The 25,017-nt window shown below is 48.8% G+C and carries 14 protein-coding genes; 13 read left to right on the plus strand and 1 reads right to left on the minus strand.

Features of this window, described 5'->3' with window-relative positions; translation table 11 throughout:
• Positions 1–71: 71 nt before the first annotated feature.
• Positions 72–2,651 (minus strand): glycoside hydrolase family 2 protein, encoded by a 2,580-nt coding sequence (locus BMZ54_RS25355; protein WP_089918757.1) that lies wholly within the window; start codon positions 2,649–2,651, stop codon positions 72–74.
• A 343-nt stretch (positions 2,652–2,994) separates the two neighbouring features.
• Between BMZ54_RS25355 and BMZ54_RS25360 the strand changes: the two genes are divergently transcribed.
• The 13 genes from BMZ54_RS25360 (at position 2,995) to fucP (ending at position 24,994) form a co-directional block, all read left to right on the plus strand.
• The gene (locus BMZ54_RS25360; RefSeq protein ID WP_238386693.1) at positions 2,995–5,289 is read left to right on the plus strand and encodes a GH92 family glycosyl hydrolase; all 2,295 of its coding nucleotides are present in this window, start codon (positions 2,995–2,997) and stop codon (positions 5,287–5,289) included.
• Positions 5,290–5,302: 13 nt separating this feature from the next.
• Positions 5,303–6,691: an SGNH/GDSL hydrolase family protein gene (locus tag BMZ54_RS25365; RefSeq protein WP_089918761.1), complete on the plus strand. Its 1,389-nt coding sequence runs from the start codon at positions 5,303–5,305 to the stop codon at positions 6,689–6,691.
• Positions 6,692–6,699: 8 nt separating this feature from the next.
• Positions 6,700–7,524, plus strand: coding sequence for an alpha/beta hydrolase (locus BMZ54_RS25370; protein WP_089918764.1), 825 nt, complete (start codon positions 6,700–6,702; stop codon positions 7,522–7,524).
• Positions 7,525–7,657: 133 nt separating this feature from the next.
• Positions 7,658–9,436 (plus strand): RagB/SusD family nutrient uptake outer membrane protein, encoded by a 1,779-nt coding sequence (locus tag BMZ54_RS25375; RefSeq protein WP_089918766.1) that lies wholly within the window; start codon positions 7,658–7,660, stop codon positions 9,434–9,436.
• Positions 9,437–9,453: 17 nt separating this feature from the next.
• Complete coding sequence (locus BMZ54_RS25380) at positions 9,454–9,879, plus strand: DUF5004 domain-containing protein (RefSeq protein WP_143081132.1); 426 nt, start codon at positions 9,454–9,456, stop codon at positions 9,877–9,879.
• A 26-nt stretch (positions 9,880–9,905) separates the two neighbouring features.
• The gene (locus BMZ54_RS25385; RefSeq protein ID WP_089918770.1) at positions 9,906–10,922 is read left to right on the plus strand and encodes a DUF4961 domain-containing protein; all 1,017 of its coding nucleotides are present in this window, start codon (positions 9,906–9,908) and stop codon (positions 10,920–10,922) included.
• A gap of 40 nt (positions 10,923–10,962) precedes the next feature.
• Positions 10,963–14,091: a SusC/RagA family TonB-linked outer membrane protein gene (locus tag BMZ54_RS25390; protein WP_162277665.1), complete on the plus strand. Its 3,129-nt coding sequence runs from the start codon at positions 10,963–10,965 to the stop codon at positions 14,089–14,091.
• A gap of 13 nt (positions 14,092–14,104) precedes the next feature.
• Positions 14,105–15,871 (plus strand): RagB/SusD family nutrient uptake outer membrane protein, encoded by a 1,767-nt coding sequence (locus BMZ54_RS25395; protein ID WP_089918774.1) that lies wholly within the window; start codon positions 14,105–14,107, stop codon positions 15,869–15,871.
• A gap of 35 nt (positions 15,872–15,906) precedes the next feature.
• The gene (locus BMZ54_RS25400; protein ID WP_089918776.1) at positions 15,907–19,047 is read left to right on the plus strand and encodes a SusC/RagA family TonB-linked outer membrane protein; all 3,141 of its coding nucleotides are present in this window, start codon (positions 15,907–15,909) and stop codon (positions 19,045–19,047) included.
• A gap of 10 nt (positions 19,048–19,057) precedes the next feature.
• A complete protein-coding gene (locus tag BMZ54_RS25405) occupies positions 19,058–20,197 on the plus strand; it encodes a prolipoprotein diacylglyceryl transferase (RefSeq protein WP_089918778.1) in 1,140 nt (379 codons plus the stop codon).
• Positions 20,194–21,366, plus strand: coding sequence for a DUF4185 domain-containing protein (locus BMZ54_RS25410; protein ID WP_162277666.1), 1,173 nt, complete (start codon positions 20,194–20,196; stop codon positions 21,364–21,366). The genes BMZ54_RS25405 and BMZ54_RS25410 overlap by 4 nt, the downstream gene beginning before the upstream one ends.
• Before the next feature lie 10 nt (positions 21,367–21,376).
• A complete protein-coding gene (locus BMZ54_RS25415) occupies positions 21,377–23,650 on the plus strand; it encodes a GH92 family glycosyl hydrolase (protein ID WP_089918781.1) in 2,274 nt (757 codons plus the stop codon).
• Positions 23,651–23,782: 132 nt separating this feature from the next.
• Positions 23,783–24,994 (plus strand): L-fucose:H+ symporter permease, encoded by a 1,212-nt coding sequence (fucP, locus tag BMZ54_RS25420; RefSeq protein ID WP_089918784.1) that lies wholly within the window; start codon positions 23,783–23,785, stop codon positions 24,992–24,994.
• Positions 24,995–25,017: the final 23 nt, after the last annotated feature.

Raw genomic sequence — 25,017 nt, forward strand, 5'->3', positions numbered from 1 at the left:
TAAGGCCAAGCTGCCGGCTGAATTTATCGCGGTTTGTATCATGCCCCTATTACCGCCGTAGCTGCGGGGATTTAATCATTATACGCTTTTGCTTCCAGCCTGTACCCATTCTTCAATAATGCCTTATCTACTTCTACCTGCACCTGTTTTTGCTCATCCTGCATCAGGTTAAAATAGGAATCACTGATCAAAGCCGGTAAGATCTGTTTATTATTATTGTCCAGCAGCTGCACCCGTACACCAACAGCGGCGGATTGTCTGGAGCTGTTAGTAACGGTGAATGTAAGATGGTTACCAGATAATACAGGTGCGCTTACGGCAACAGCTGCCCGTGGCAGTGTATTCAGCGCAGTATAATTCAGATATTCTTTTCCCAGCAGGTAAGTGTTTGTGGATAGTAGCCCTCCTTTATCATCATATAATTTCAACCGCAGGAAATACACGGCAGACAAGCCCGTTGTGTCATCCAACAGGGTAAAGGCATCATTTAAAGAAGTGACATTTACCTGTAACGTTGTTTTTTTTCCATATCCTGCAACCGGTTTACCATCTGCATTATACACACTCGCTTCAACAGTCAGGTTATGCAACGCATGTTGTGTATTATTGATCACTTTTACCATTCGCGTGGCCGGGTTCCATTGAATATGTACGGGCTCACAAGCTGACCTGGCGCCAAAATAAGCGCCTGTAAGATCATAATAGTAGTCATAGGTTTGCCAGATCATGGAAGGGTAGGCCGACTGGCTCATCCAGATCAATAAACCGGATGCATCATTCCACATATGATCATTCCATGCCTCAAACATGGCTTTCATGGTTGCAAGGTTCAGCAGCTGCGCCTTTTTACAAAAATCTTCCAGGGTAACAGCTTTACCATAGCTTTTATTAATATCGTTGATATACTTTACCGGGTCGGCTCCGCCGCCCATTGCACCATCTGTACTGAAGAAATGCCTGGCCCACATGTTATCCTTGCTGTTAACAGCCTCCGGGGTGGGAGGGATCCAAAACTCCCGCGGCATAAATCTTTTAAAGCTTTCCGGGTTCACAAATGTGGCCATGCCCAATTCACTGCGCATGCCCCAGCTATTGCGGGAAAACAGGTAGCCGTTATGCGGGTCGGTAAAATAGGTCTTGGGATCAACATTAGCCCAAATGCCGCTGCCGGAAAGGTTTTTACTGCCGCCCTGTATGGAAAAGTTAGGGTTGGCAACTCCCGCATTTGAACGGGGCAGGTATAGCCTGCCCTCCCCGTCATATTGTTGAATGGCAGCAGTAATAACATTGCTGATAGCGCCATGCGCATCACCGCCAGGTACCCCTTCATTGGCGCCGCACCATATTACAACAGCGGGGTGGTTCCTTAATTTTTTAAGCTTTTCCACAACATTATCCCTGAACATCTCCAGGCTGTCAATACCGCCCATGTTGTTCAGCCAGAAGTCGTCCCAAACCATAATGCCGTATTTGTCGCAGTAGTCATAAAAAGCATTATCCGTTACTTCTCCTGTCCAGTTACGGATCATATTAAAGTGCATGGCCTGGTGCAGGCGTATGCGGGTATCATAGTCGCTGCCCCTTGCTTTCAGCATATAGTCTGACATGCCCCAGTTGCCGCCTTTGACAAGCACGGGTACATCGTTCACGTATAAACGCATAGGTCCGTTCAGGGAAGTAGTGTCGCTGGAAATTTTTCGGATACCAAAAGCCTGTATTGTTTTGTCTGTGATAGTGCTGCCTGTTTCAAATGACAGCTTGCAGGAATACGTGAATGGATCGCCATATCCATTGGGCCACCAGAGATGTGGATGCTGAATTGTTTGAGCGGGAAGGTTGTATTCCTGGCTGCTTCCCGGAGCCAGGGTAATGGCTTTGCTGCTAATAGTAATATTACCCGGGCTGATCACGGCTTTCAATGTGCCGGTAATGGCAGCAGGGGAGGCGTTGGTAAGCCGGGCAGCTACCGTGATAGCCGCCGCGCTGGTATCCGGCATATCAGTACGTATCCAGGGATCAGAGATGCTCACAGGGCCTGTAATGGAAATGGCTACTGTATCAGTAATGCCGCTGTTCAACCCAGGTACGGCCGGCATCCAATCCCAGCTGCCGCTGCAAATGTAGGTAGGGCTTTCCCAGTTAGCCAGGCCGTGATCATGGGCTGGATCATATTTAGGAGGAGAGATTAGCACCGCAATGGCATTCTTGCCTTTTGGATGCAGCAGGGAAGTAATATCATAGCTACCCCGCTGCATATGCCCATGTAAATAACCCAGGTGCTTACCATTGAAATAAATGTCTGCGTATTTATTGATACCGTTAAATTTTAACCACACACGCTGCTGCTGTTGCACCGCTATTGCAGGAAATTCTGTCCGGTACCAGAAAGGCCGGTTATATTTCGCGGCATCCACCTGGTAAATATTATCCGCGTAATCCGGATCTTTTTCTATCCCTGCTTTCACATAGGCGTAAAATACAGTGCCGGGTACAATCGCCGGTACCCAATCCTTATCCGGAAAACCCGGAGTGGCAATAGCAGCAGCGAGGCCCTGAGCTGTTGCCTGTGGAGATACTTTCCAGTGAAGGCCTTGACCATATAATAAAGTACCGGTAACCAGGGATAAAAGCAGCAATGCAATTGACTTCATAAGTGGTGAAATGTTTCCGCAATAATAAAAATATTTTGCTAAACCGGTTTAGTAATGTTAAAATAGTGATTTTTATAGCTTGTTATTTAGTTGTTCTGTAAGTGAATACAAATTATATAAATATTAATATGTTAATGATGTTGTGCGGGAAATTCTTTTATACTTTATTTGCTAAATCAGTTTAGCATGTTTCACGCGTATGAAAAGTTTCCTTTACCTGCTACTGACGGGCTTTTGGGGGGTATCTGCAGCGGCGCAGACCAGGCCTGTGCTCAAAAATGACAATTGCCACTTCTATAGAGGGTTGCCACGTTTTAGTATCTTGCTGCAAAAATAAATGATAGTGAAGCAGATCCAGTTAATCATCGTTTGTACGCTTGTATGTTGTATTCACCGCGCAGCCGCCCAATCACCGGCCGACCTGGTGAATCCCTTTGTAGGCGCCAGTACCAGCGTAGGTGCTGCCGGTACCTATCATGGCTTGGGAAAAACATTTCCCGGGGCTACCACTCCTTATGGTATGGTACAGGTTAGTCCTAATACTATCACCGGTGGCGATAACGGTTCCGGTTACAGCTATGAACATACCAGCATAGAAGGATTTGCATTTACCCAGATGAGCGGCATTGGCTGGTATGGAGACCTGGGCAACTTCCTCGTAATGCCCACAACAGGGCCTTTAAGAACACAGGCCGGCAAGCCGGGTAGCCAGGACGGCTATCGTTCAAACTACCTTAAATCAAGTGAAAAAGCAGCTGCAGGATACTATTCAGTGCAGCTATCGGATTATAAGATCAAAGCTGAAATGACAGCTGCCCCGCATAGTGGTATCTTAAAATTCACATTCCCCGCTAATCAGCAGTCAAGGATCCAGATAGATCTTGCCCGCAGGGTGGGAGGTACTTCTACCAGCCAGTATGTAAAGATAGTAAATGACAGCACCATCACAGGATGGATGAAATGCACACCGGATGGTGGTGGCTGGGGAAATGGAGATGGTCATGCAGATTATACCGTTTATTTCTACGCAGTATTCAGCAAGCCCTTACGGCACTACGGCGTATGGAGCGCTGATATTCCGGATAGCTGGCCGAGCAAGCTGGAAGATGTAACAAGCGACCGCTACCAGCAACAGGTAGGCCATGCAGCCATCCTGAACGCCGTTAAAGAAAAAGAAGGAAAACACTTGGGATTTTTCACGGAGTTCGATACAAAGGAAGGAGAACAGGTATTCATGAAAGCAGGTATCTCCTTTGTGAGCATGGAAGGTGCGGCAGCTAACCTGCAGCAGGAAATAAGGGACTGGAATTTTGAAAAGGTACATAGCCGTGCACGTGAGCTGTGGAACAGGGAGCTTTCCCGCATACAGGTAGCCGGTGGCACAAAAGAAGAACAGCAGGTATTTTATACGGCCTTATATCATACTATGATAGACCCGCGTATTGTGCAGGATGTAGATGGTAAATATACGGGCGGAGATGGCAAAGTACATACCGGCAGCGCTTTCCGCAAACGCACCATCTTCAGCGGATGGGATGTGTTCCGCAGCCAGATGCCGTTGCAAACCATTATCAATCCTTCACTGGTCAATGACCTGGTTAACTCGCTGGTTACACTGGCGCAGGAAAAGAATAAGGATTACCTGGAACGCTGGGAGCTGCTTAATGCTTATTCCGGCTGTATGCTGGGCAATCCCGCTGTGTCAGTGATCGCAGATGCCTATGCAAAAGGCATCCGCAATTATAATGTGCCGGAAGCGTACCGCCTTGCTGTTAATTCTGTAGAACGTTTTGGAAACGGGGATAAAGGTTATACGCCGGGTAACCTCTGCCTTTCCTATACGCTGGAATATGCTTACACGGATTGGTGTGTATCGCAACTGGCTAAAGGGTTGCATCACCCGGACGATGAAAAGAAATATGCTTTAAGAGGCGAAAATTATAAAAAGATCTTTGACGCAGACAAGAGATGGTTCAGGCCACGGGATACGGTGGGTAACTGGCTGCCATGGCCGGATGCAGGCCGTATGACGGCCTGGTATGGCACCATGGAAAGCAACCCTTATCAGCAGGGATGGTTTGTGCCGCAGGATGTAGATGGGATGGTAGCGCTCATGGGTGGAAAGGAAAAAGTGATCAGCGATCTGCAATCATTCTTTGAACATACGCCGGAAAACATGATGTGGAATGATTATTACAATCATGCCAATGAGCCGGTACATCATGTGCCTTTCCTGTTTAACAGGCTGGGCAAACCCTGGTTAACACAGCAATGGACAAGGGCTATTTGCCGCAGGGCCTATCATAACAGTGTAGAAGGGCTGGTAGGTAATGAAGATGTGGGGCAGATGTCGGCCTGGTATGTGTTGGCTGCTATTGGCCTGCACCCTGTGTGCCCCGGCGATACCCGCCAGGAGATCACCAGCCCGGTGTTTGATAAGGTAAGCGTAAAATTGGAAAAGGGCAGCTTTACCATCAAAACCATCAACAATTCACCGGAGAATATTTACATCCAAAGCGCAAGGCTGAATGGAAAGCCGCTCAACCAGTGCCACATCGACTACCGGGAAATTGCGAAGGGTGGCATGCTGGAGCTGGTCATGGGGCCTGCTCCCGCTCAGCAATGGGGGATCAACTAATTAATACATGCACATGCGAAGAAAACTACTGTTATTGTTCATGGCTGCAGCTGCTGTACAGGCAAAAGCACAGCAGCATCCGGCACCTTTTCAGCAGGGCGACCGTGTTGTTTTTGTTGGCAACAGCATCACCGACGGAGGCCATTATCATTCCTACATCTGGCTGTATTACATGACCCATTTTCCGGGCAGGCGCATTACCTGCCTCAATGCCGGGATAGGAGGGGATGTTATTACCCAGATCCGCGACCGTTTTGAGGATGACGTGCTTTCAAAAAAGCCCACCGTGCTTACCCTTACCTGGGGAATGAATGATACCGGTTACTTTGAATGGTACCGTGCGGATGGAAAGGATACTATGCAGAAAAAGCTGGAACGTTCGTATAGCAGTTACCGTATGGTGGAAGATCAGCTGAAAAAGCGTGCTGATATTAAGAAGATCTTCATTGGCACCTCGCCTTATGATGAAACAACTAAGTTCACGGATAAAAATATCTTCCCTCACAAAGCCGAAGCCCTGAATGAAGTAGTGGCCTTCCAGGAACAGGCGGCAAAAAAGAACGGATGGCCGTTTGTTGATTTTTACCATCCTATGAGGACCATCAATCAACGCGAACAGCAGCGGGATTCCACTTTCAGCCTTACGCCCGGCGATCGTATCCATCCTGATAACGATGGTCACATGGTAATGGCGTACCTGTTCCTGAAGGCGCAGGGCCTTGCTGACCAACCGGTTGCCGGTATACGGATCGATGCCGCCACCAAAAAAGTGCAGCAGGCAGTGAACTGTAAGATCAACGGGGTAACAGGAACGGCATCCGGTATCAGCTTTGGTTACCTGGCGCAGTCGCTCCCTTACCCGCTGGATACTATTCCACGCGGCTGGGGCAATCATAATAAACAGGCGGATGCTATGAAGGTGGTGCCTTTTATGAAAGAGTTTAACCAGGAAATATTGCAGGTGAGCGGGTTACAGGCAGGCCGTTATAACCTGCTGATGGATGGCGAAAAAGTAGGCGTTTACGATGCAGGGCAGCTGGCAGCAGGTATTAACCTGGCTGAAAATACCCGCACACCGGAATACCAGCAGGCTATCCAGATCCGGGAATTGAATGAGGAGCGCTGGGATATTGAAAGACGTTTGAGAATGTATGCCTGGATAGAATTTGATTTCCTGAAACCAAGAGGAATGCTTTTTAAAGATGATAATGCAGCGATGGACTCTGTGAATGCCCATGCAGCAACAGATTGGGCGGTAGGCGGCAACAAGGATAATTTTTCCCGTGCACGTTACAAAGCCCTGCGTGAAGTATGGCAGGGAGAGATGAATATCCTGACAGATAAAATTTACCAGATCAATCAACCAAAACTGCACACCATTACCATTGCAGCAGCCAGATAGCCCGACTTATGAAGAACATTTTCAGAATTAGTTTATTACTGCTATGCATACTGTATACTTCAGTATTGCTGGCAGCAAAGGTGGATACCGTTACTACATTCAGTGCTGCTATGCACAAAGAGATCAAGGCCGTTGTGATCACTCCGCGGAACTACAACAGCAAAAGCAGGCTCCCGGTGCTTTATCTGCTGCATGGGTTTAGCGGTAATTACAGCGACTGGATAAAAAAAGATACCGGGCTGGCAAGGTTAACGGACGAATACCATATGATCATTGTATGCCCGGACGGCGATTTTGCCAGCTGGTATTTTGACAGCCCGGTAAAAGCCGGCTCAAAGTATGAAACCTATGTTGCAGGTGAGCTGGTGAGCTGGATCGATGAGCACTATTCCACCATCGCAAGCCGTAAGGGAAGGGCAATTGCAGGGCTAAGCATGGGCGGGCATGGCGCGCTGTTCCTTGCTTTCCGGCATGCCAATACTTTTGGAGCAGTGGGCAGCATGAGCGGGGGAGTGGACCTGCGCGCTTTTCCGAAGAGCTTTGGGCTGGATGAGGTGCTGGGAAAATACAGTGAGAACCCGGAGCGCTGGGAAAAGAATAGTGTGATAAACATGCTGTACCTGGTCACACCCAATCAGCTGGATATTACTATTGATTGCGGAGCAGACGATTTCTTTATCCGGTATAATAACAAGCTGCATGAAGCGCTGCTGGAACGTAATATACCGCATGATTACACGGTAAGACCCGGCGCGCATACCTGGGAATACTGGTCTAATTCCATCCGGTACCAAGCCTTGTTTTTTCATCAATACTTTGAGAAAAATAATTGATTTAATTTGCTAAACCGGTTTAGTAGTCGTATTTTAGTATTCATCAGCCAGATCAGAGAATTTTAATACTATACCACCTTAGCAGATTTTTGGGGCAACCTATTCACTGATACAAATAAACCACGCCAATTTTATGATAAAACGAATTCCCGTTTTAGTGCTAATGGCATCGGCATTGGTGTATGCATCCTGCAGAAAAGAGGGGTTTCTTGCTGCCACCTCTACCACCAACCTGACCGAACAAACTATTTTTGCTGACAGTTCCAGGACCGTTGGTTTCTTAGCTAATATTTATTCCAATACAGGGCTTAGTGCAAGCCTGAGCCGCTTTTCCTATAACTTTGTCGTTTGCGGCGGGCTGGAGGCTGCCTGTGATGAGGCAGAACCCTCACATGCTTTTTCAACACCCGCTACACAGTTTGCAACCGGTACCGTAAATGCAGGCATCATTGGCGAAGAGCCGTACAAGACCTGCTACAGCAACATCCGCGCAGTGAACGTGTTAATTAAGAACCTTCCCAACGCACCATTAAAACCAGCTTACAAAACCCAGATGGTAGCAGAAGCCCGCTTTCTGCGCGCCTGGTATTATGCTATGCTGGTGCAGCATTACGGAGGCGTGCCGCTGGTAGGTGATACCTTGCTTACCTATGACAAGCCTATTCAGGCCAAAAGAAATACATATGCGGAGTGTGTGGATTACATTCTCTCTGAATGTGATGCTGCTGCCGCCATTTTGCCCGCCACACAAATGGGCCTCAATTACGGACGCGCTTCCAAAGGCGCCTGCCTGGCATTGAAAGCGCGGGTGCTGTTATACGCAGCCAGCCCATTGTTCAATGGTACCACATTACCGGCAGATGCGGGCCCTGGTGGAGGTGTGGCAGTAGATCCTGCACTGGTAGGTTATCCAACCTTTGATATGAACCGCTGGAAGCTGGCAAAGGATGCTGCCCAGGCAGTGATTGCACTGGGTGTGTATTCTTTGAACACAAAGAATAATTACCAGACAAGCTTACCGGGTTATGGGTTCCAGGGATTATTTCCCCTGCGTGTGAATACGGAATACATTTTTGAATTGATGCGCCCTACGGGTAACAGTGATCTCGAAAATATATGTCTGCCTCCTTCCCGTGGCAGCAATGGCACCGGCTCTTTCCCTTACCAGGGGCTGGTGGACGCTTTTCCCATGAGAAATGGAAAGCCCATCACCGATCCCACTTCAGGCTATAATCCTGCTGATCCTTATAAGGATCGTGATCCCAGACTGGAATACAGCATTATCCGGGATCAAACGGTTTTGCTGGTGCGTACCAGTAACGGGCAAACGAATGGATCTGCTCCCGTAAACATTTTCGTAGGCAATTATAACGGCATCCTCACGGGGCAGGATGCAGTGCACCAGGGTACTATTACAGGCTATTACAATAATAAAATGCTGGATCCTGCCGCCATTGCAGCTACCCTCAGCTTTGCCAGCAACAGGGTAATGCCGCTGATACGCTATGCAGAAGTATTGCTGAACTATGCGGAAGCTGCCAATGAATATGAAGGGCCTACAGGTAATGTATATGCCGCTGTGGAAGCAGTACGGCAGCGCGCAGGGCTGGACCCTTATCAGCTGCCCACCGGCCTTACACAGGCTGAAATGCGCAGCCGGATCCAGAATGAGCGAAGGGTGGAGCTGGCGTACGAAGGGCACCGCTTCTGGGATGTGAGAAGATGGAAGATAGCGCCGCAAACAGAGAACATACAATCCATGGGCATGGAAGTGAACCGCAATGGAGGCGCCGTTACCTACAAGCCATTCAACGTTACCAAGCATAATTTCCGTCCGGCAATGTACCTGTGGCCATTCCCGCTTTCAGAAACCGGCAAGTCGCCGGAATTAGTTCAAAATCCTGGTTATTGATCTTAATCCTGTATGATATGAATCGCTTTATACTCTTCATCGCCGCCTGTATCTGCTTCCTTGCTTCCTGTAAAGTAGAGGAGATTGCCCCGGTAGCTGAAGCGCCCAAGAATTTAACCGGCCGCTGGAAAATTGTTAAAGCTACCCGGAATGGTACGGACATTACCAACGTTTTTGATTTTACACAGTTCAGGTTAAGGTTTGATTCCACGGGCAATTATATGCTGGAGAACAGGCTGCCCTTCCTGGTGAATGCAAACGGGAAGTATGCGCTGGACGATCCGGAATACCCGTTCAAGCTCACGCTTACGCCTGAAGGAGGGAGCGCTGTAACTACCTCGCTCAATTATCCAACGAGTGCCGGTGTGAGGCTGTTAAACCTCAGCTTCGTTCCCGGCTGTGAGCTGAATGCCTATATCTATACCCTGTCAAGGGATAACTGATTTTTGAAAACTTACCTGATTATTATATGTTACCACGTTTACGTATCAAAGGACAGAGGATCTGGATGCTGGCTGCGCTGCTTATAGTGGCCATTATTTTCAGCTTCTGTCATATAAAGATCACCAAGGTCACTATTCCTGCATCTGCTAAGGTGGGAGATGTGGTGCCTATTCAGCTGGACATTGATGTATCCTGTAATTCCGATGGTTCAGATAAGCTGATCCTGGGAGTGCTGATGCCTAAAGGCTGGAAGGGTACACAGAACTTAACAGCCACTTACAGAGGCAGCAAAGGAGATGGCAGCTTTGTAATGACGCCGCTCAGTACCCTGGCCCCGCATGGCGATGGCAAGAACTGGCCGGATTATATGCGCGCAACATTTGGTATTGCCGGCAACCTGATAGATGATATGGAATGGGTGGTGATGCAGAGTGATGTACCATTTACCTATGGCAATAATGACAAGATCACCGGCTCTATTTTCCTTAAGCTGAAAGTTGGGGCAGATGATAACCCCGCCCTTGTTAAGCTGGCGTATGTAGTAGCGAATACTACCAATGGCTTTACTTCTGATGGCAACGTGGATGCAGGCTATGGCCCTACTGCGGAATATTACAATGAATATATCGGGGACTGTTTTACCGTAACCGGTGGAAGCGGCGACCTGGTTGACTTCTGTAATCCGCAGCTCACTACTATTTCACCGCCCAAATCCCTGGATAATGACCTGGTGACCATCACCTTCGATTCCAATGTAGCCAACACAGCCCTGTCAGGAAGTAGTGAAGTATACCTGTGCGCAACCGGTACCACCAATGATGGTAAAACGATCATTGTCTGTGAGCAAACCAGCAAAACACTGATGAAGCTCACCGGCAGGGGGCGGTATGAGATCACCCTCTGGCCACGGTCGTTCTTTGGTATCAACGATAGCCAAACGGTCACTAATATGACTTACTATATCCGGGATAAATCCGGCACCAAGCAGGTTGGCTATGGTAATACCGCTGCTCCCTTCACTTATAAGTTTAAATGTGGCTGATCATTGCCGCTACCAAAATCATCGTTTAAAACCTGATTCTATGCGCTCTTGGTACTATAATATATGCCTGATCGGTGTAGCCTGTCTGCTGGCGCTTCCGCATGCTACGCGTGCCTTTCAGTCTTCACAGGATACCACCACAAAGGGCATTGCTCATCCGGGATGGGCAAATGGCACTGTTGTGAATGAATTTAATGAACCCCTGCCCGGTGTAAGCGTCCGCGTTAAAAATAAAGCAGCTGCGGTATTCACGAATGAGAACGGGCATTTTGAAATAGATGCGCCGGCAGGCGTCACGCTGGTGTTTTCGTATAAGGATTACTATACCCGTGAATTACCCGTAAATGCTGGAGAGCCCCTGGATGTGCAGCTAACAGATGCTTTCCTGAAATCGCCAAAGGAGGTGAACATGCTGTATGAGCGGGTAGACCGTTCCCACGTGCCGGGTGCAGTATCCACCATCTACACCAACCAGCTCACCACCACGCCTGCTTCCCTGTACGTATATGCGTTCCCGGGTCAGCTGGCCGGTGTGTACACCAAACAGAATAGCGGGTTCACATCTTTCAATGTAAAGGAAATATCTTCTCCCGAGGTTATTGGACAAACACTGGTAAATGCAGGCTCCAATAACAACCGGTCTACAGATAATTCAGAGATAGCCCTGAGCGTACGCGGGCAAACGCCTATAACGGTAATAGACGGCGTGCAGCGGGAGATTTCTTCAATTGATCCGGAATCCATCGAATCCATTTCAGTGCTGAAAGATGGCTTCTCCACCTTATTGCTGGGTAATAACAGCTCACATCCCGTGGTGCTGGTCACTACCCGGCGGGGAGAGCTGGGACGCCCGCGTATTTCGTTTACGGCGCAATCCGGCGTACAGCAGTCATTAGGCATGCCAAAGCCGCTGCCGGCCTACCAGTATGCCTATCTGCTGAATGAAACGCTGGCAAATGACGGTAAGCCGGCGCTGTATAGCGCGGAGGATTTCAATGCTTACCGGAACCATACTGATCCCATTGGTCATCCGGATGTGAACTGGTTTAATACCCTGCTGCGGAACTATTCTCCCATTTCCAATTATAAGCTAAACGTGAACGGGGGAACGAACGTAGCCCGCTATTCCGTATCACTGAGCTATTTTGACCAGGAAGGCATCTTCAAAACCAGCCCGGATATTACTTATAATACCAACAACAGCTTAAAGCGTTACATCATCAATTCCGACATCGGCGTGCAGGTTAATAAAAACCTGGATGTAGACCTGCAATTGTTTGGCCGTGTGCAGAATGCGCGGGAGCCCGGAAATGATTACAATGCCTTGCTGTCGGCGCTGTATAGCACGCCCAATAACGCCTATCCCATTTATAATCCTAACGGCACTTTCGGCGGTAATAATATCGGCGGCAATAACGGCCCTTATAGCAATAACCTGTTGTCAAGGGCGCAGTACTCGGGATATACACAAAATAATACCAATGATATCCTGGCGAATGTAGACCTGCATTATAACCTGAACAGCGTATTGCCCGGACTGAGCGCAAAGCTGAAAGGGAATTTATCTTACCAGTCCATTACAGCGCTGGACAGAAGCCTGCAGAATCCTTCCTATGGTTTGATCGATAATGAGTATCTCATTTATGGCACAACTACTGCCCAGAACAACAAATTCCGTACAGTATTCACTTCCCGTCAGTCCTTTGGACAATTAAGCCTGAACTACGACCGGCACTTTAATAAAAGTAATGTAACGGCCCAGGCATTATATGATGTGAAGTCCATTGTGGCTAACTACGACCTGGCTTCCACCACTACGAATGTAGGCGTAAGGGCCGGTTACGATTATGAGAATAAATATTTTGTGAATGCCACACTTATTGGCAGCAAAAATAACCGTTACCCTCCCGGCGGCCAGTGGGGCCTGTTCTATGGTGCAGGCCTGGGCTGGGAAATGGGCCGTGAATCATTTATAAAAGATAATATTTCCTGGATCAGCGGCTGGAAATGGAGGGCTACCTATGCAAGAACAGGCAATGCAAATATTGATCTGAATGCAGCGCTGTATTATGCCTATTCACAAACCTATTCATCCAACAACAATAATAAGAATTACCAGGTAGGCACCAGCTATACCAATGTGTATTACCAGTATGAGGGTACGCTGGCTAATCCATACATCACCTGGGAAAAAGGGGATAAGCTGGATATTGGTACGGATATCTCTTTCCTGCATGACCATTTGCAGCTGTCAGCTGATTATTACCATGACCGCTATTCTGATGTGCTGGGCTTTCGCGGTAACTCCATCGCCCTGTTAGGTACTGCTTACCCGTTGGAGAATATTGGTAAGAACCTTTACCAGGGTATAGAGCTGTCGCTTACCTATAACAACCACGCAGGCAATTTCAATTACTTTGTAACGGCAAATGGTAGCCTGGCTTATTCAAAGATCCTTTACAACGACGAGCTGACAACGCCATACGCCTGGAACAGCCGCACCGGATTGCCGGTATCAGGTACCTTTTACGGCTATACGGCATTGGGGCTGTACCAGGATGCGCATGATGCCGCCACCAGCGCGCATATAGCAGGGTATACCCCCAGCCCCGGTGATATCAAGTACAAAGATCTTAACGGGGATGGTGTGATTGACTACTTTGACCAGTCTACCATCGGGGGCCGCAAGCCGTTGGCTTTTTACGGTGTAACCCTGGGCGCCAATTACAAGGGATTCAATTTCAGCGTTATTATCCAGGGGGTGGCTAACCGGCAGATCAGTGTAGAGAATAATGTGATCGATCATTTTGGCCTGGATTATTCCACTACTAACGGGCAGGCATATGCCAGCGCCACCGGCCGCTGGACGCCGGAAACGGCAGACAGGGCAACGCTTTCCCGCCTGGCGGTATCTGCGGCAAATAACAACTCCCTGTTCTCCACTTTTTACCTGAAGAATGGCAATTATGTACGCTTGCGCAATGCGGAGCTGGGATATTCATTGCCTTATAGTTTGCTGAGAAGGATCCGCATCTCCGGTTTAAAGATATTCCTGGATGGGGAGAACCTGTTCACCATTGCAGGATTTAAGGGAATGGACCCGGAAGTCATGCCCAATAGCTACCCTATACAACGAGTGGTAACTGCCGGGGTTAATATTAAGTTATAAATGAGATTGAGCTATGCAAAGAAATTATATCCATACAATAGCTGTTTTCCTGCTGGTGGCAGTCATTTTGGGCGCCTGCAAAAAATATGAGCAGTTCCCGGTTGATAAAGTGACCGGCAACTATGTATTTGATCCGCTGGATTCTGCAGGCGTAAATGCGCAGTCGTTCCTGTATGGGATCTATGCCATTGTGAAGAACGGCCATAACCGGGTAGGCGGTGATTACCTGGATGCAGCGTCAGATGATGCGGTATCTTCCAAAACAGGCGGCAATATACCGGTTACCCTCATCGCTACCAATGCGGTAACTGCTTTCAATTTCCCTGGCTCGGAAAATTTATGGGAAGGTACTAATCTCTCACAGTCGCCTAATAATACCGGGGTACCGGAATCTTTCTGGGCAGGCATCCGCAACGCCAATATTTTCATCAATAATATTGGCGTAGTACCGGTAAAGGGAGGGCTTGCCAATGGCGCTACAACCGCCCAGGTGTGGAGAAGCGAAGCACGATTCCTGCGGGCCTATTTCTACTTTGAGCTGGTAAGGCGCTATGGCGGCGTGCCGCTGCTGGGCGATAAGGTATATAATATCGGAGAGGATCTTAGCCTTCCCCGCAGCAGCTTTGCAGACTGTATCTCATATATCACGAGTGAATGTGACGCCATCAGGGATAGCCTGCTCACAGCCCCGGTAGCGGATGCCGATAACTACCGCGCTACAAAGGGAGCCGCTATGACCCTTAAGATGAAAGCGCTGCTGCTGGCTGCCAGCCCGCTCTTTAACGGTAATAATATTGACAACGCCAATAACCTTACCGGGTATACGAATTACGATGCGAACCGCTGGGTGCAGGCAGCGCAGGCTGCAAAGGACGTGATAGACCTGCATACCTATGCTCTGCATACTTCTTTTACCGGTATTTTCCTGGATCAGAATAACAGTGAGCGCATTTTTATCCGGCCGGGGAACAACACCACCAATATTGAAACCGGCAATGGGCCTGTAGGGTTTTCAGCAGGCGGCACCGGCAATACCAGCCCCACACAGGAGCTGGTGGATGCTTTCCCCATGCAGAACGGCTTGCCCATTACAGACCCGGCTTCCGGGTACCTGGTATCCGATCCCTATAGTGTATTGTCTGATGTAAAACGTGATCCACGCTTTACCGCCACCATTTTCTATAATGGTGCCAAATGGCTGAACGGCACAGTACAAACATATGAAGGGGGGCAAAGCAAGCCTAATTCCTCTTTACAGCAAACCGTAAGCGGTTATTACATGCGCAAGTTCATGGGCAATTTTGAAACTTCCGCCACCTTCAGCAATCATTCTTCCGATTGGATCATTATGCGGTATGCAGAGGTGCTGCTGGCCTATGCAGAGGCGCGTAACGAAATAGAACCCGCGCCGCAGGCAGATGTGTATGAGCAGCTGTATGCCATCAGGGCACGCGCAGGGATTGAGGCCGGGGCAGGCGGCAACTATGGCCTGGCGCCTGGTATGACGCGGGACCAGATGAGAGCTGTTATACAGAATGAATGGCGGATAGAGTTTGCCTTTGAAGAGCACCGGTACTTTGATATCCGCAGGTGGAAGATAGCCGGAACGGTGATGAACAAGCCACGTACAGGCGTATCCGTAGTAAAGAGTGGTAACGCATTTACCTATAATCCTGTTACGGTGCTCACAACGGTATTTAAAGACAGTCAATATCTGTATCCCATCCCTTACAATGAGGTGGCCAAGAACCCGAATATGAAACAAAATCCGGGACAGTAAACCCATTGCATTCCTAAAATTATAAACAAACAGATATGCGGAAAATAATACTGCTCATTTGTATAATTATAAATATCATTCCCGGTTATTTGCTGGCGCAGAACCGCGTTATCACCGGTACCGTTCGGGATCTCCAGGGGCCGCTGCCCGGGGTATCTGTGGGCGAGAAGAATATGCCGGGTAACGGGGCGGTGACTGATGCCGGGGGTAAGTTCAGAGTAACGTTAAAGGGTAGATCCAATGTGCTGGTATTCCGTTTCGTGGGATATGTGACCCGGGAGCTGAACGTTGCAGGCGAGGAGAAGAATATTGATGTAAGCATGGCTTCAGATAACCAGGCGCTGGGTGAAGTAGTGGTGGTAGGTTACGGCAAAACCACCCGTATCACCAATACCGGTTCTGTAAGCACCATCAACGCAGCGGAGATCAGGAACGTGCCAACAGCCAATGTGCAGAATGCACTAACAGGAAGGCTGCCGGGCTTCTTTTCCCAGCAGGGATCAGGGCAGCCGGGTAAAGATGCTTCCGACTTTTATATACGGGGTGTAAGCTCGCTGAACCCTGCAGGCAATAAGCCCCTGATCATTGTGGATGATGTAGAGTATACCTATGATCAGCTGCAGCAGATCAATGTGAATGAGATAGCCTCCATCTCGGTGCTGAAAGATGCCTCCACCACCGCTATCTATGGTATCAAGGGAGCGAACGGGGTGCTGGTGGTAACGACCCGCCGTGGTAAGCTGGGTAAGCCGCAGATCAATGTGCGCGTGGAAGGCGGGGTGCAAACGCCTACAAAGATCCCTAAGTTCCTGGATGCCTACCAGTCGGCCACCCTGATCAACCAGGCAGAGACAAATGATGGCCTGACACCTGAGTTTACTCAGGATGACCTTAACCTGTTTAAGACCGGGCAGGATCCTTACGGGCATCCCAATGTGAACTGGTATGATGCGATCTTTAAACAATATAGTTATCAGCAAAATACTAACCTGGATATTTCCGGTGGTAATAACGTGGTGAAATACTTTATTTCCGGTGGTGCGCTGAACCAGAGTGGGCTGGTGCGTAGTTTCCCTGATCCGCGGGGCAACGTTAATACCAACTACAATTTTAAGCGGTATAATTTCAGATCTAACCTGGATCTGAAGGCCAATAAAACATTGGACCTGCGGCTGGATGTGACCACCCGTTTTTCCACCACTAACTCGCCTAACCTGAGTGCGGCCAGTGCTTTATCAGAGGTGTTTGACTTTAGCCGCTTAACGCCTTTTACGGCGCCCTTCCTTAATCCGGATGGCTCTTACGCTTACGCCTACTCGCGTTTCAACAGTGGGCATTTGCCTACCCTGAATGCAAGGCTGGCTACCGGTGGTTACCAGAATGCAAAGCGGACGGATTATAACATAATGTTCAATGCTACCCAGCAGCTGAACGCGATTACGGATGGATTGTCTGTTACCGCGCGGGTGGCTTATTCCAGCCAGGAGCAATACACCCGGGGTACCGGTAACTACGGGCCTATTCCATCTTACCACTATGATCCGGCCAGTAAATCTTACCTGCTGAACCCTGGCGGCACCTATGTATTCCCGAATATTTACTATAGTGGTAATACAAATATTTATACCACCAATGTCAATGTGCAGCTCTTTTCCAATTATGACCGCACCTTTAATTCCAAACATCATGTGAGCGGCCTGGTATTGCTGAATCAGCAGTCGCAGACCTTTGATGCGTATGATAACCTGGATCCCGCATCAGTAGGCGTACCGGCAAAGTTCCAGGGGGTATCTGTATCCGCTAATTATGAGTATGACGGCAAATATTTATTAGACCTGAAAGCCGCCTATAACGGAACGGACCGTTTTGCGGCTAACCACCGCTTTGGGCTTTTTCCTGCTATAGGCGTTGGGTATAATTTATCCGGTGAAAAGTTCTTCAAGGAAGCCTTCCCCGTGTTTGGACTGTTCAAGATCCGCGGCTCCTATGGCATTGTAGGTTCAGATGCAGCGCCTAATAACAGGTATATCTATGCGCAGAACTACATTCAAAATCCAGGTGCCTATCCATTCGGGGAATCGCCCATTAATTATAACATGTTTTATGAGGGCAACCTGGCCAACGGCAATGTGGTATGGGAAAAGCAGCGGGAAACAAACCTCGCGCTGGACCTGAACATGCTGAAGGATAACCGGCTTTCCGCTACCATCGAGGTATTCCGTAACATCCGTTACGATCAGCTGATAGTGCCTAACAATGTACCGGATATTATTGGAATAGGCTTGCCGGCTATAAACGTGGGGCGTACACGTAACCAGGGCTTTGATGGGCAGATAGGCTATCACAGCAGCATTGGCAATGTACAGTGGGGAACTAACTTTGTATTCTCCTATGCAAAAAATAAAATATTGTATGAGAGTGAAGCAGCGCCGGCATACACCTGGCTGGCACGCACGGGCCAGCCGCTGAACCAGCCATTCGGGTATCATTCTTTAGGGTATTATACCGAGCAGGATCTTGCGAATGTAGCAACCTATCAGAATGCAAATGGCGGCAGCAATGCGGGTAATAAAACAGTCGCCATCCCGGATAACGGGCTGCCATTGCATGCAGGCGATCTCAAATACCAGGATCTGAACGGGGATGGCTTTATTAATATCTTTGACCAGCGGGCTATCGGGCATCCCAATTTGCCCAATACCAACCTGGGTTTAAACCTGCAGGCATCTTACAAGGGCTTTAGTGTGAGTGTGCTGCTGCAGGGCTCTTTCAACTATAGCTTTATTATTACGGGCACTGGTATAGAGCCGTTCATCGGGCAGTTCCAGCCGGTACACCTGGAATCCTGGACGCCTGAGAATGCAGCTGCTGCAGGGTATCCCAGGCTTACCACCAATAAATCATCTGTGAACAGTCCTACCTATTACCCTTCAGATTACTGGCTGGTAAATGCGCATTATGTGCGCCTGAAAACGGTGGATATTGGTTACCAGTTCCCAACCAGGCTGTTACCTTTCAAATTGAACAGCGCAAGGCTTTATATGAGCGCCTACAACCTGTTCACCTGGGATAACTACCGTAAATACCAGCAGGATCCGGAGATCAGCACCAATACCGCCGGAGATGCGTATATTAACCAGCGTGTGCTGATAATGGGGCTGCAGATCAGTCTTTAAAATATGCCGTATGTTCCCGACTATAGGAGACCTCGTCAGCTATTTATTCCCTATACCTGTAAAGGTCAATTTACAGACCTTCGGTACCTTGATGGCCCTGGCATTTGCCGGGGCCTATGTTGTATTTGTAGCGGAATTTAAAAGGAAGGAAGCTGATGGCACTATCCGGGCAATAACGGTTAAAGAAACGGAGGGGCTGCCCGCATCACTGCCGGAACTATTGCTGAATGCGAGCCTGGGCTTCCTGTTAGGATATAAAGGACTGGATGTATTGTGGGCGCTTTTCCGGGGAGATGATCCTGCGCCCGGTTTCCTTTCCTTGCGGGGCAATATAGTAGCAGGCCTTATCCTGGCCCTTGTTTGGGGCGCATGGGTGTATATAGACCGGCAGAGATCCCGGTTAGCGGAACCGAAGGAAATAGTTCGTTATATTCATCCTTACCAGCTGATGCCGTTCATTACTTTTATGGTGGGCATCTGGGGGTTCCTGGGCGCAAAGCTGTTTGATACAGCGGAGCATTTCCAGGAGCTGCGGTACCAGCCGCTGGAGGTATTGTTGTCGCGCAGCGGGTTTACCTATTATGGTGGTTTGATCTTTGGTGCTTTAACTTACCTGTACATAGGATACCGGAATAAGATCCCGCTGATCCATATGGCAGATATAGGTTCGCCGGGCATGATGCTGGCTTATGGTATCGGAAGGATCGGCTGCCAGCTGTCCGGTGATGGAGACTGGGGCATTGTGAACAGGCATGTTAAACCTGCCTGGATGCCGCAATGGGCCTGGGCTTCTACCTATCCGCATAACGCCATTGATGCAGGTGTATATATCCCGGGCTGCACGTTACAGCATTGCCATGAGCTGCCTCTTGGCGTATATCCGACACCGTTTTATGAAGCGGTCTTATGCATCCTGTTGTTTGGCGTAATGTGGATGCTGCGGAAACGGTTGAAAACAGCAGGTGCTATGTTCTTTTTATTTCTTATACTGAATGGTGCAGAGCGATATTTGATAGAGCTGCTGCGCATCACGCCAAAGTACCCCGTATGTGGCATGCAGCTAAGCCAGGCACAGATGATAGCCTTGCTGTTCATAGCCGGCGGGGTAGCAGGTATTATTTCTCAACGTAAAAAATTTTCATGGATATGAAGAGAATGTTGTTTACTGCAGTAGCTGCGTTATTATTTGCAGGTGTGCACGCCCAAACGCCGGACCTTACACCGCCGCGGTTTAAAGTAGAGGAAGCACCGGAATGGTCAGCGCTTTTCATCCGGAATAATGGATGGTTTGGCGGAGATGGGATCTACACCATCCCGTTTAACGGAAAAGAGCATCAGGCATCTGATAGCCTGCTTTTTATATTCAGTGATTCTATGATCGGCAGCATTGTGAATGACTCGCTGCTGCCGGGTTCCAGGATGATCCATAATAGTGTGGCTACACTGAAGGGGCATTTACCGGACAGCAACAAAATGCATTTTGCATGGGATGTTAATGAAAAGGAAGAGGCAATATCCGTATTTGAGCCGCATACTCCCCAAACCGGGAAAACAGATTACTACTGGCTGGGCGATGGTTTTGTGAACCAGGAGCAGGATAATACCCTTTACATTTTTGGTTACCGGATCCGGAATGTATCTGAAGAAGCGTTTGGCTTTCGTGAAGTAGGTAATACGCTGATCAGGATCCCTGCAGGCAGCAAGCCCCCGTTTAAAGGATATAAGGAAATGGACACGCCTTTGTTTTTCAAGGATAAAGACGGGCATACCGGATCTTACGGTGCCGGCATTTTTGTGAATACCGCTAAAGCTGGTGCGCTTGCGCCGGATGGTTACGTGTATGTGTATGGGGTACATGGCATGGCAAAACAAATGGTGGTAGCCAGGGTAAAGCCCGCTGCTTTTGACAAGTTTGACCAGTGGCGTTTCTGGGATGGAGCGGGCTGGAATAAGGAAATGAGCAAGGCAGCAGATGTAACGGATAAGGTATCAAATGAATTAAGCCTTTCTCCGTTGGGGGATGGACGTTATATCCTGGTATTCCAGGAAGGAGGCATGGGTACTCACATCAGCATGCGCATAGGCGCCAGTCCTGTAGGGCCTTTCGGGCCTGTTACCAGGTTATGGGATTGCAGCAGCGATGCAGAGGAAAAAACGTACGTCATGTATAACGCCAAGGCACACCCGGCTATTTCAGCGCCGGGAGAGCTGCTCATTAGCTACAATGTAAATTCAGTGGAGTTCTTAAAAGATCTGCAAAAGCATCCTCATTTATACCGTCCGAGATTCATCAGGCTAAAAATTAATTCGCTAAAATAACACAAGGAGGATGAAGCATTTATCCGTAAGCCTGGTATTGGTTATGGGAGCTGTGTTGCCGGGCTTTGGCCAGGATAACCTGGTACAATATGTGAACACCAGGCAGGGCACCAACAGTAAGTATGAATTTTCCTATGGTAATACCTATCCTGCAACTGCGCTGCCGTTTGGTATGAATACCTGGACACCGCAAACAGGTAAGAACGGCGATGGCTGGAAATACCAGTATTTTGTGCATACCATCCGTGGCTTTCAGCAATCGCACCAGTGCAGCTCCTGGGTGAATGACTATGCTGTTTTTTCGCTTTTCCCGGAAGCTGGTGAGCTGGTGGTGGATGAGGATCAACGGGCGGCTTCGTTTAAGCATGAGCAGGAGGTAGCACAGCCGGGATATTATAAGGTGGTTTTCGATAATGGTATAAAAACAGAGATCTCTCCTACGGAAAGAGGGGCGCATCTCCGGTTCACTTATCCTAAAGGCAAAAAGGCGATGCTTATATTGGATGGCTATACGAAAATGAGCCAGGTGAAGATTGATCCCGCTTCACAGAAAATTACCGGTTATGTAAATAATTGCCGCTGGGCGCCACAGGGCTTCCGCAATTATTTTGAGATCACTTTTAATAAGCCTTTTAAAAGCTATGGTACCTGGGAGAACAGGCATAATACCATACAGGCTGATAGTATGGCTGCAGAAGGAGAGGGTGCAGGCGCTTATATTGAATTTGCAGCAGGACAGCAGGTGGAGGCCAAAGTAGCGTCTTCCTATATCAGTCCTGAGCAGGCAGCCCTTACCTTACAGCGTGAGCTGGGCGGTGCTGCGAAATTTGAAGATACGCGCTACGCTGCAGATAAGATCTGGAATACTCTGCTGGGCCGCATGAAGATAGAAGGAGCAACGGAGGAAGGAAAAGCAACTTTCTATTCCTGTTTGTATCATGCCAACCTGTTCTCCCACCAGTTTTTTGAATACGGGAAAGATGGGCAGCCTTATTATTACAGTCCTTATGATGGAAAGGTGCATAACGGGTATATGTATACGGATAATGGCTTCTGGGATACCTTCAGGGGGCAGTTCCCGCTGAATACCATCCTGCATCCCACCATGCAGGGGCGTTATGTACTGGCCCTCCTGGATGCGCAGCAGCAATGCGGCTGGCTGCCTGCATGGTCGTTCCCGGGGGAAACAGGCGGTATGCTGGGCAATCATGCCATTTCCCTGCTTACAGATGCTTGGGTAAAAGGGATCCGCACCTTTGACCCGCAACAGGCGCTGAAGGCGTATTTACACGAAGCCACCAATAAAGGCCCCTGGGGCAGCGCTAACGGCAGGCCGGGATGGAAGGAATATTACCAGCTGGGGTATGTGCCTTACTCACAGCAAACGCAGGGCGCTGCTTCCTGGACACTGGAATTTGCCTATGATGATTTTTGCGGGTACCAGCTGGCAAAAGCAACGGGGCAGCCTTTTTACGCGCAAATTTTTAGCAGGCAAATGTACAATTACAAAAACCTGTATGATCCCGCTACAGGTTTTATGCGCGCAAAGGATGAGGAAGGCCGGTGGATCACACCTTTTGATCCGCTGGATTGGGGCGGTCCTTATACAGAAGGCAACGCCTGGCACTGGACCTGGTCTGTGTTTCATGATGTGCAGGGACTGATTAACCTCATGGGGGGTGAGGCAAATTTTACCGCTAAAATAGATTCGGTGTTCAGCGTGCCTGGCACCATCAAAGTAGGAGGCTACGGGCAGGTGATCCATGAAATGACAGAAATGGCGGCTTTTAAGATGGGGCAACATGCGCAGGGCAATGAGCCTATTCATCACCTGGTATACCTGTATAATTATGCCGGGCAGCCCTGGAAAGCGCAATGGCATGTACGGCAGATCATGCAAAACATGTACAATGCTACGGAGAACGGCTATCCGGGCGATGAGGACCAGGGGCAAATGTCATCCTGGTATGTGCTGAGCGCTGCAGGTTTTTACAGCGTGTGCCCGGGTACAGATCAGTATGTGATCGGCAGCCCCCTGTTCCCTAAAATGACCATCACCCTGGAAAATGGAAAACAGTTTGTAGTGGAAGCGGAGCATAACAGCCTGGAGAACGTGTATATCCAGTCGGCCACCCTTAACGGGCAGCCTTACACGCATAACTGGATCTCGCATTCGGATATTATGAAAGGCGGTGTGCTGCATCTGGTAATGGGCCCCAAGCCTGCTTTACAACGGGGAGGCGCTCCGGATGACCGTCCTTTTTCACTGACAGCGATCAATTAAGAGGTGAGGATTACGGTTTTTATAGAAGAACTTGTGTTGTTCAGGAATAAATGCTTCCTTTATTATGGCTGTGTGGATGCGAAAGTAGCGGTAGTGGCAGCCGGTAAAAAGGAATGAATAAACTGAGATAAGATGAGTGCTCAAGCAAATTTTACAGAAAAAAAATACCTGACGGTGTTATTATTTGTAACCTCCCTGTTCTTTTGCTGGGGGGTGGCGCTCACGCTGGGTGATGTATTGAACCGGCATTTTCAGCATGTGCTGCACATCTCGAAATCACGCTCAGGACTGGTGCAGCTGTCCCTGTTTGGCGCTTATGCTGTAATGGGCATACCGGCAGGCGCTTTCATGAAGCGGTTTGGTTATAAGAAAGGCATTTTGCTGGGGCTTGGATTGTATGCGCTGGGCGCATTCCTGTTTATTCCGGCAGCGGAAGCAGCCTCTTTTAATTTCTTCAGGTTTGCACTGTTTATATTGGCCTGCGGGCTGGCTACCCTGGAAACCGTTGCTCATCCTTTGATAGCGGCCCTTGGCGACCAGCGTACCAGTGATCAGCGGATCAATTTTTCCCAGTCGTTCAATGGGCTGGGAGGCGTGATAGGCCCGGCCATCGGCAGCTATTGCATCCTGAAAGCAGGGCAGGAGCATTCTGGCGATCTGCTGGCTGTAAGAGATCTGTACATGGTGATCGGATTTGTAATTGCCTTGCTGGGGCTTGCTTTTCTGTTCATTAAAATACCTTCGCTCCATACGGCGCATGCTGTAAGCGATGGTGGTGGGGGCAATATCAAACAGCTGCTCCGGCGTAAGCATTTTGTATTTGCTGCAGTAGCCCAGTTCTTTAATGTGGCGGCACAGGGAGGTACCTGGGCTTATTTCATTAACTATGGGCATGATGTAATGGAGCTGAGTGATGAAAAGTCGGGATACTTCTTTTCGTTGAGTATGGTAATGCTGATGGCCGGGCGTTTTGCTGGTACAGCTTTAATGCGTTTTATAGCGCCGTATAAGCTGCTGGCGGTTTTTGCGGGCATGAATATACTGATGTGTATTATCGTGGCGCAGCAGCTTGGCTGGATCTCGTTCATTGCCCTGATCATGATCAACTTCTTTTTCAGCATTATGTTCCCTACCATCTTTAGCCTGGGGTTGAAGGACCTGGGAAGGCATACGCAGCAGGCTTCTTCCTTTATTGTAATGGGCGTGGTAGGCGGCGGCATTTTTCCACCGCTCATGGGCCTCATTGCTAATCATAGCGTGGCGGAGGCATATTATCTTCCAATTGTTTGTTACCTGGTGATATTGCTTTTCGGATACAGCTATCCAAGGCTGGCTAAATTTTAATTTATTTTTGATCTTAAATAACC

The sequence above is a fragment of the Chitinophaga rupis genome (assembly GCF_900109685.1).
GTDB classification, from domain to species: Bacteria; Bacteroidota; Bacteroidia; order Chitinophagales; family Chitinophagaceae; genus Chitinophaga; species Chitinophaga rupis.

Coding starts and splice junctions, on each gene's coding strand:
- BMZ54_RS25355 (WP_089918757.1), bottom strand. CDS start 2,651: ATGAAGTCAATTGCATTGCTGCTTTTATCCCTGGTTACCGGTACTTTA.
- BMZ54_RS25365 (WP_089918761.1), top strand. CDS start 5,303: ATGCGAAGAAAACTACTGTTATTGTTCATGGCTGCAGCTGCTGTACAG.
- BMZ54_RS25370 (WP_089918764.1), top strand. CDS start 6,700: ATGAAGAACATTTTCAGAATTAGTTTATTACTGCTATGCATACTGTAT.
- BMZ54_RS25375 (WP_089918766.1), top strand. CDS start 7,658: ATGATAAAACGAATTCCCGTTTTAGTGCTAATGGCATCGGCATTGGTG.
- BMZ54_RS25380 (WP_143081132.1), top strand. CDS start 9,454: ATGAATCGCTTTATACTCTTCATCGCCGCCTGTATCTGCTTCCTTGCT.
- BMZ54_RS25385 (WP_089918770.1), top strand. CDS start 9,906: ATGTTACCACGTTTACGTATCAAAGGACAGAGGATCTGGATGCTGGCT.
- BMZ54_RS25390 (WP_162277665.1), top strand. CDS start 10,963: ATGCGCTCTTGGTACTATAATATATGCCTGATCGGTGTAGCCTGTCTG.
- BMZ54_RS25395 (WP_089918774.1), top strand. CDS start 14,105: ATGCAAAGAAATTATATCCATACAATAGCTGTTTTCCTGCTGGTGGCA.
- BMZ54_RS25400 (WP_089918776.1), top strand. CDS start 15,907: ATGCGGAAAATAATACTGCTCATTTGTATAATTATAAATATCATTCCC.
- BMZ54_RS25405 (WP_089918778.1), top strand. CDS start 19,058: ATGTTCCCGACTATAGGAGACCTCGTCAGCTATTTATTCCCTATACCT.
- BMZ54_RS25410 (WP_162277666.1), top strand. CDS start 20,194: ATGAAGAGAATGTTGTTTACTGCAGTAGCTGCGTTATTATTTGCAGGT.
- BMZ54_RS25415 (WP_089918781.1), top strand. CDS start 21,377: ATGAAGCATTTATCCGTAAGCCTGGTATTGGTTATGGGAGCTGTGTTG.
- fucP (WP_089918784.1), top strand. CDS start 23,783: ATGAGTGCTCAAGCAAATTTTACAGAAAAAAAATACCTGACGGTGTTA.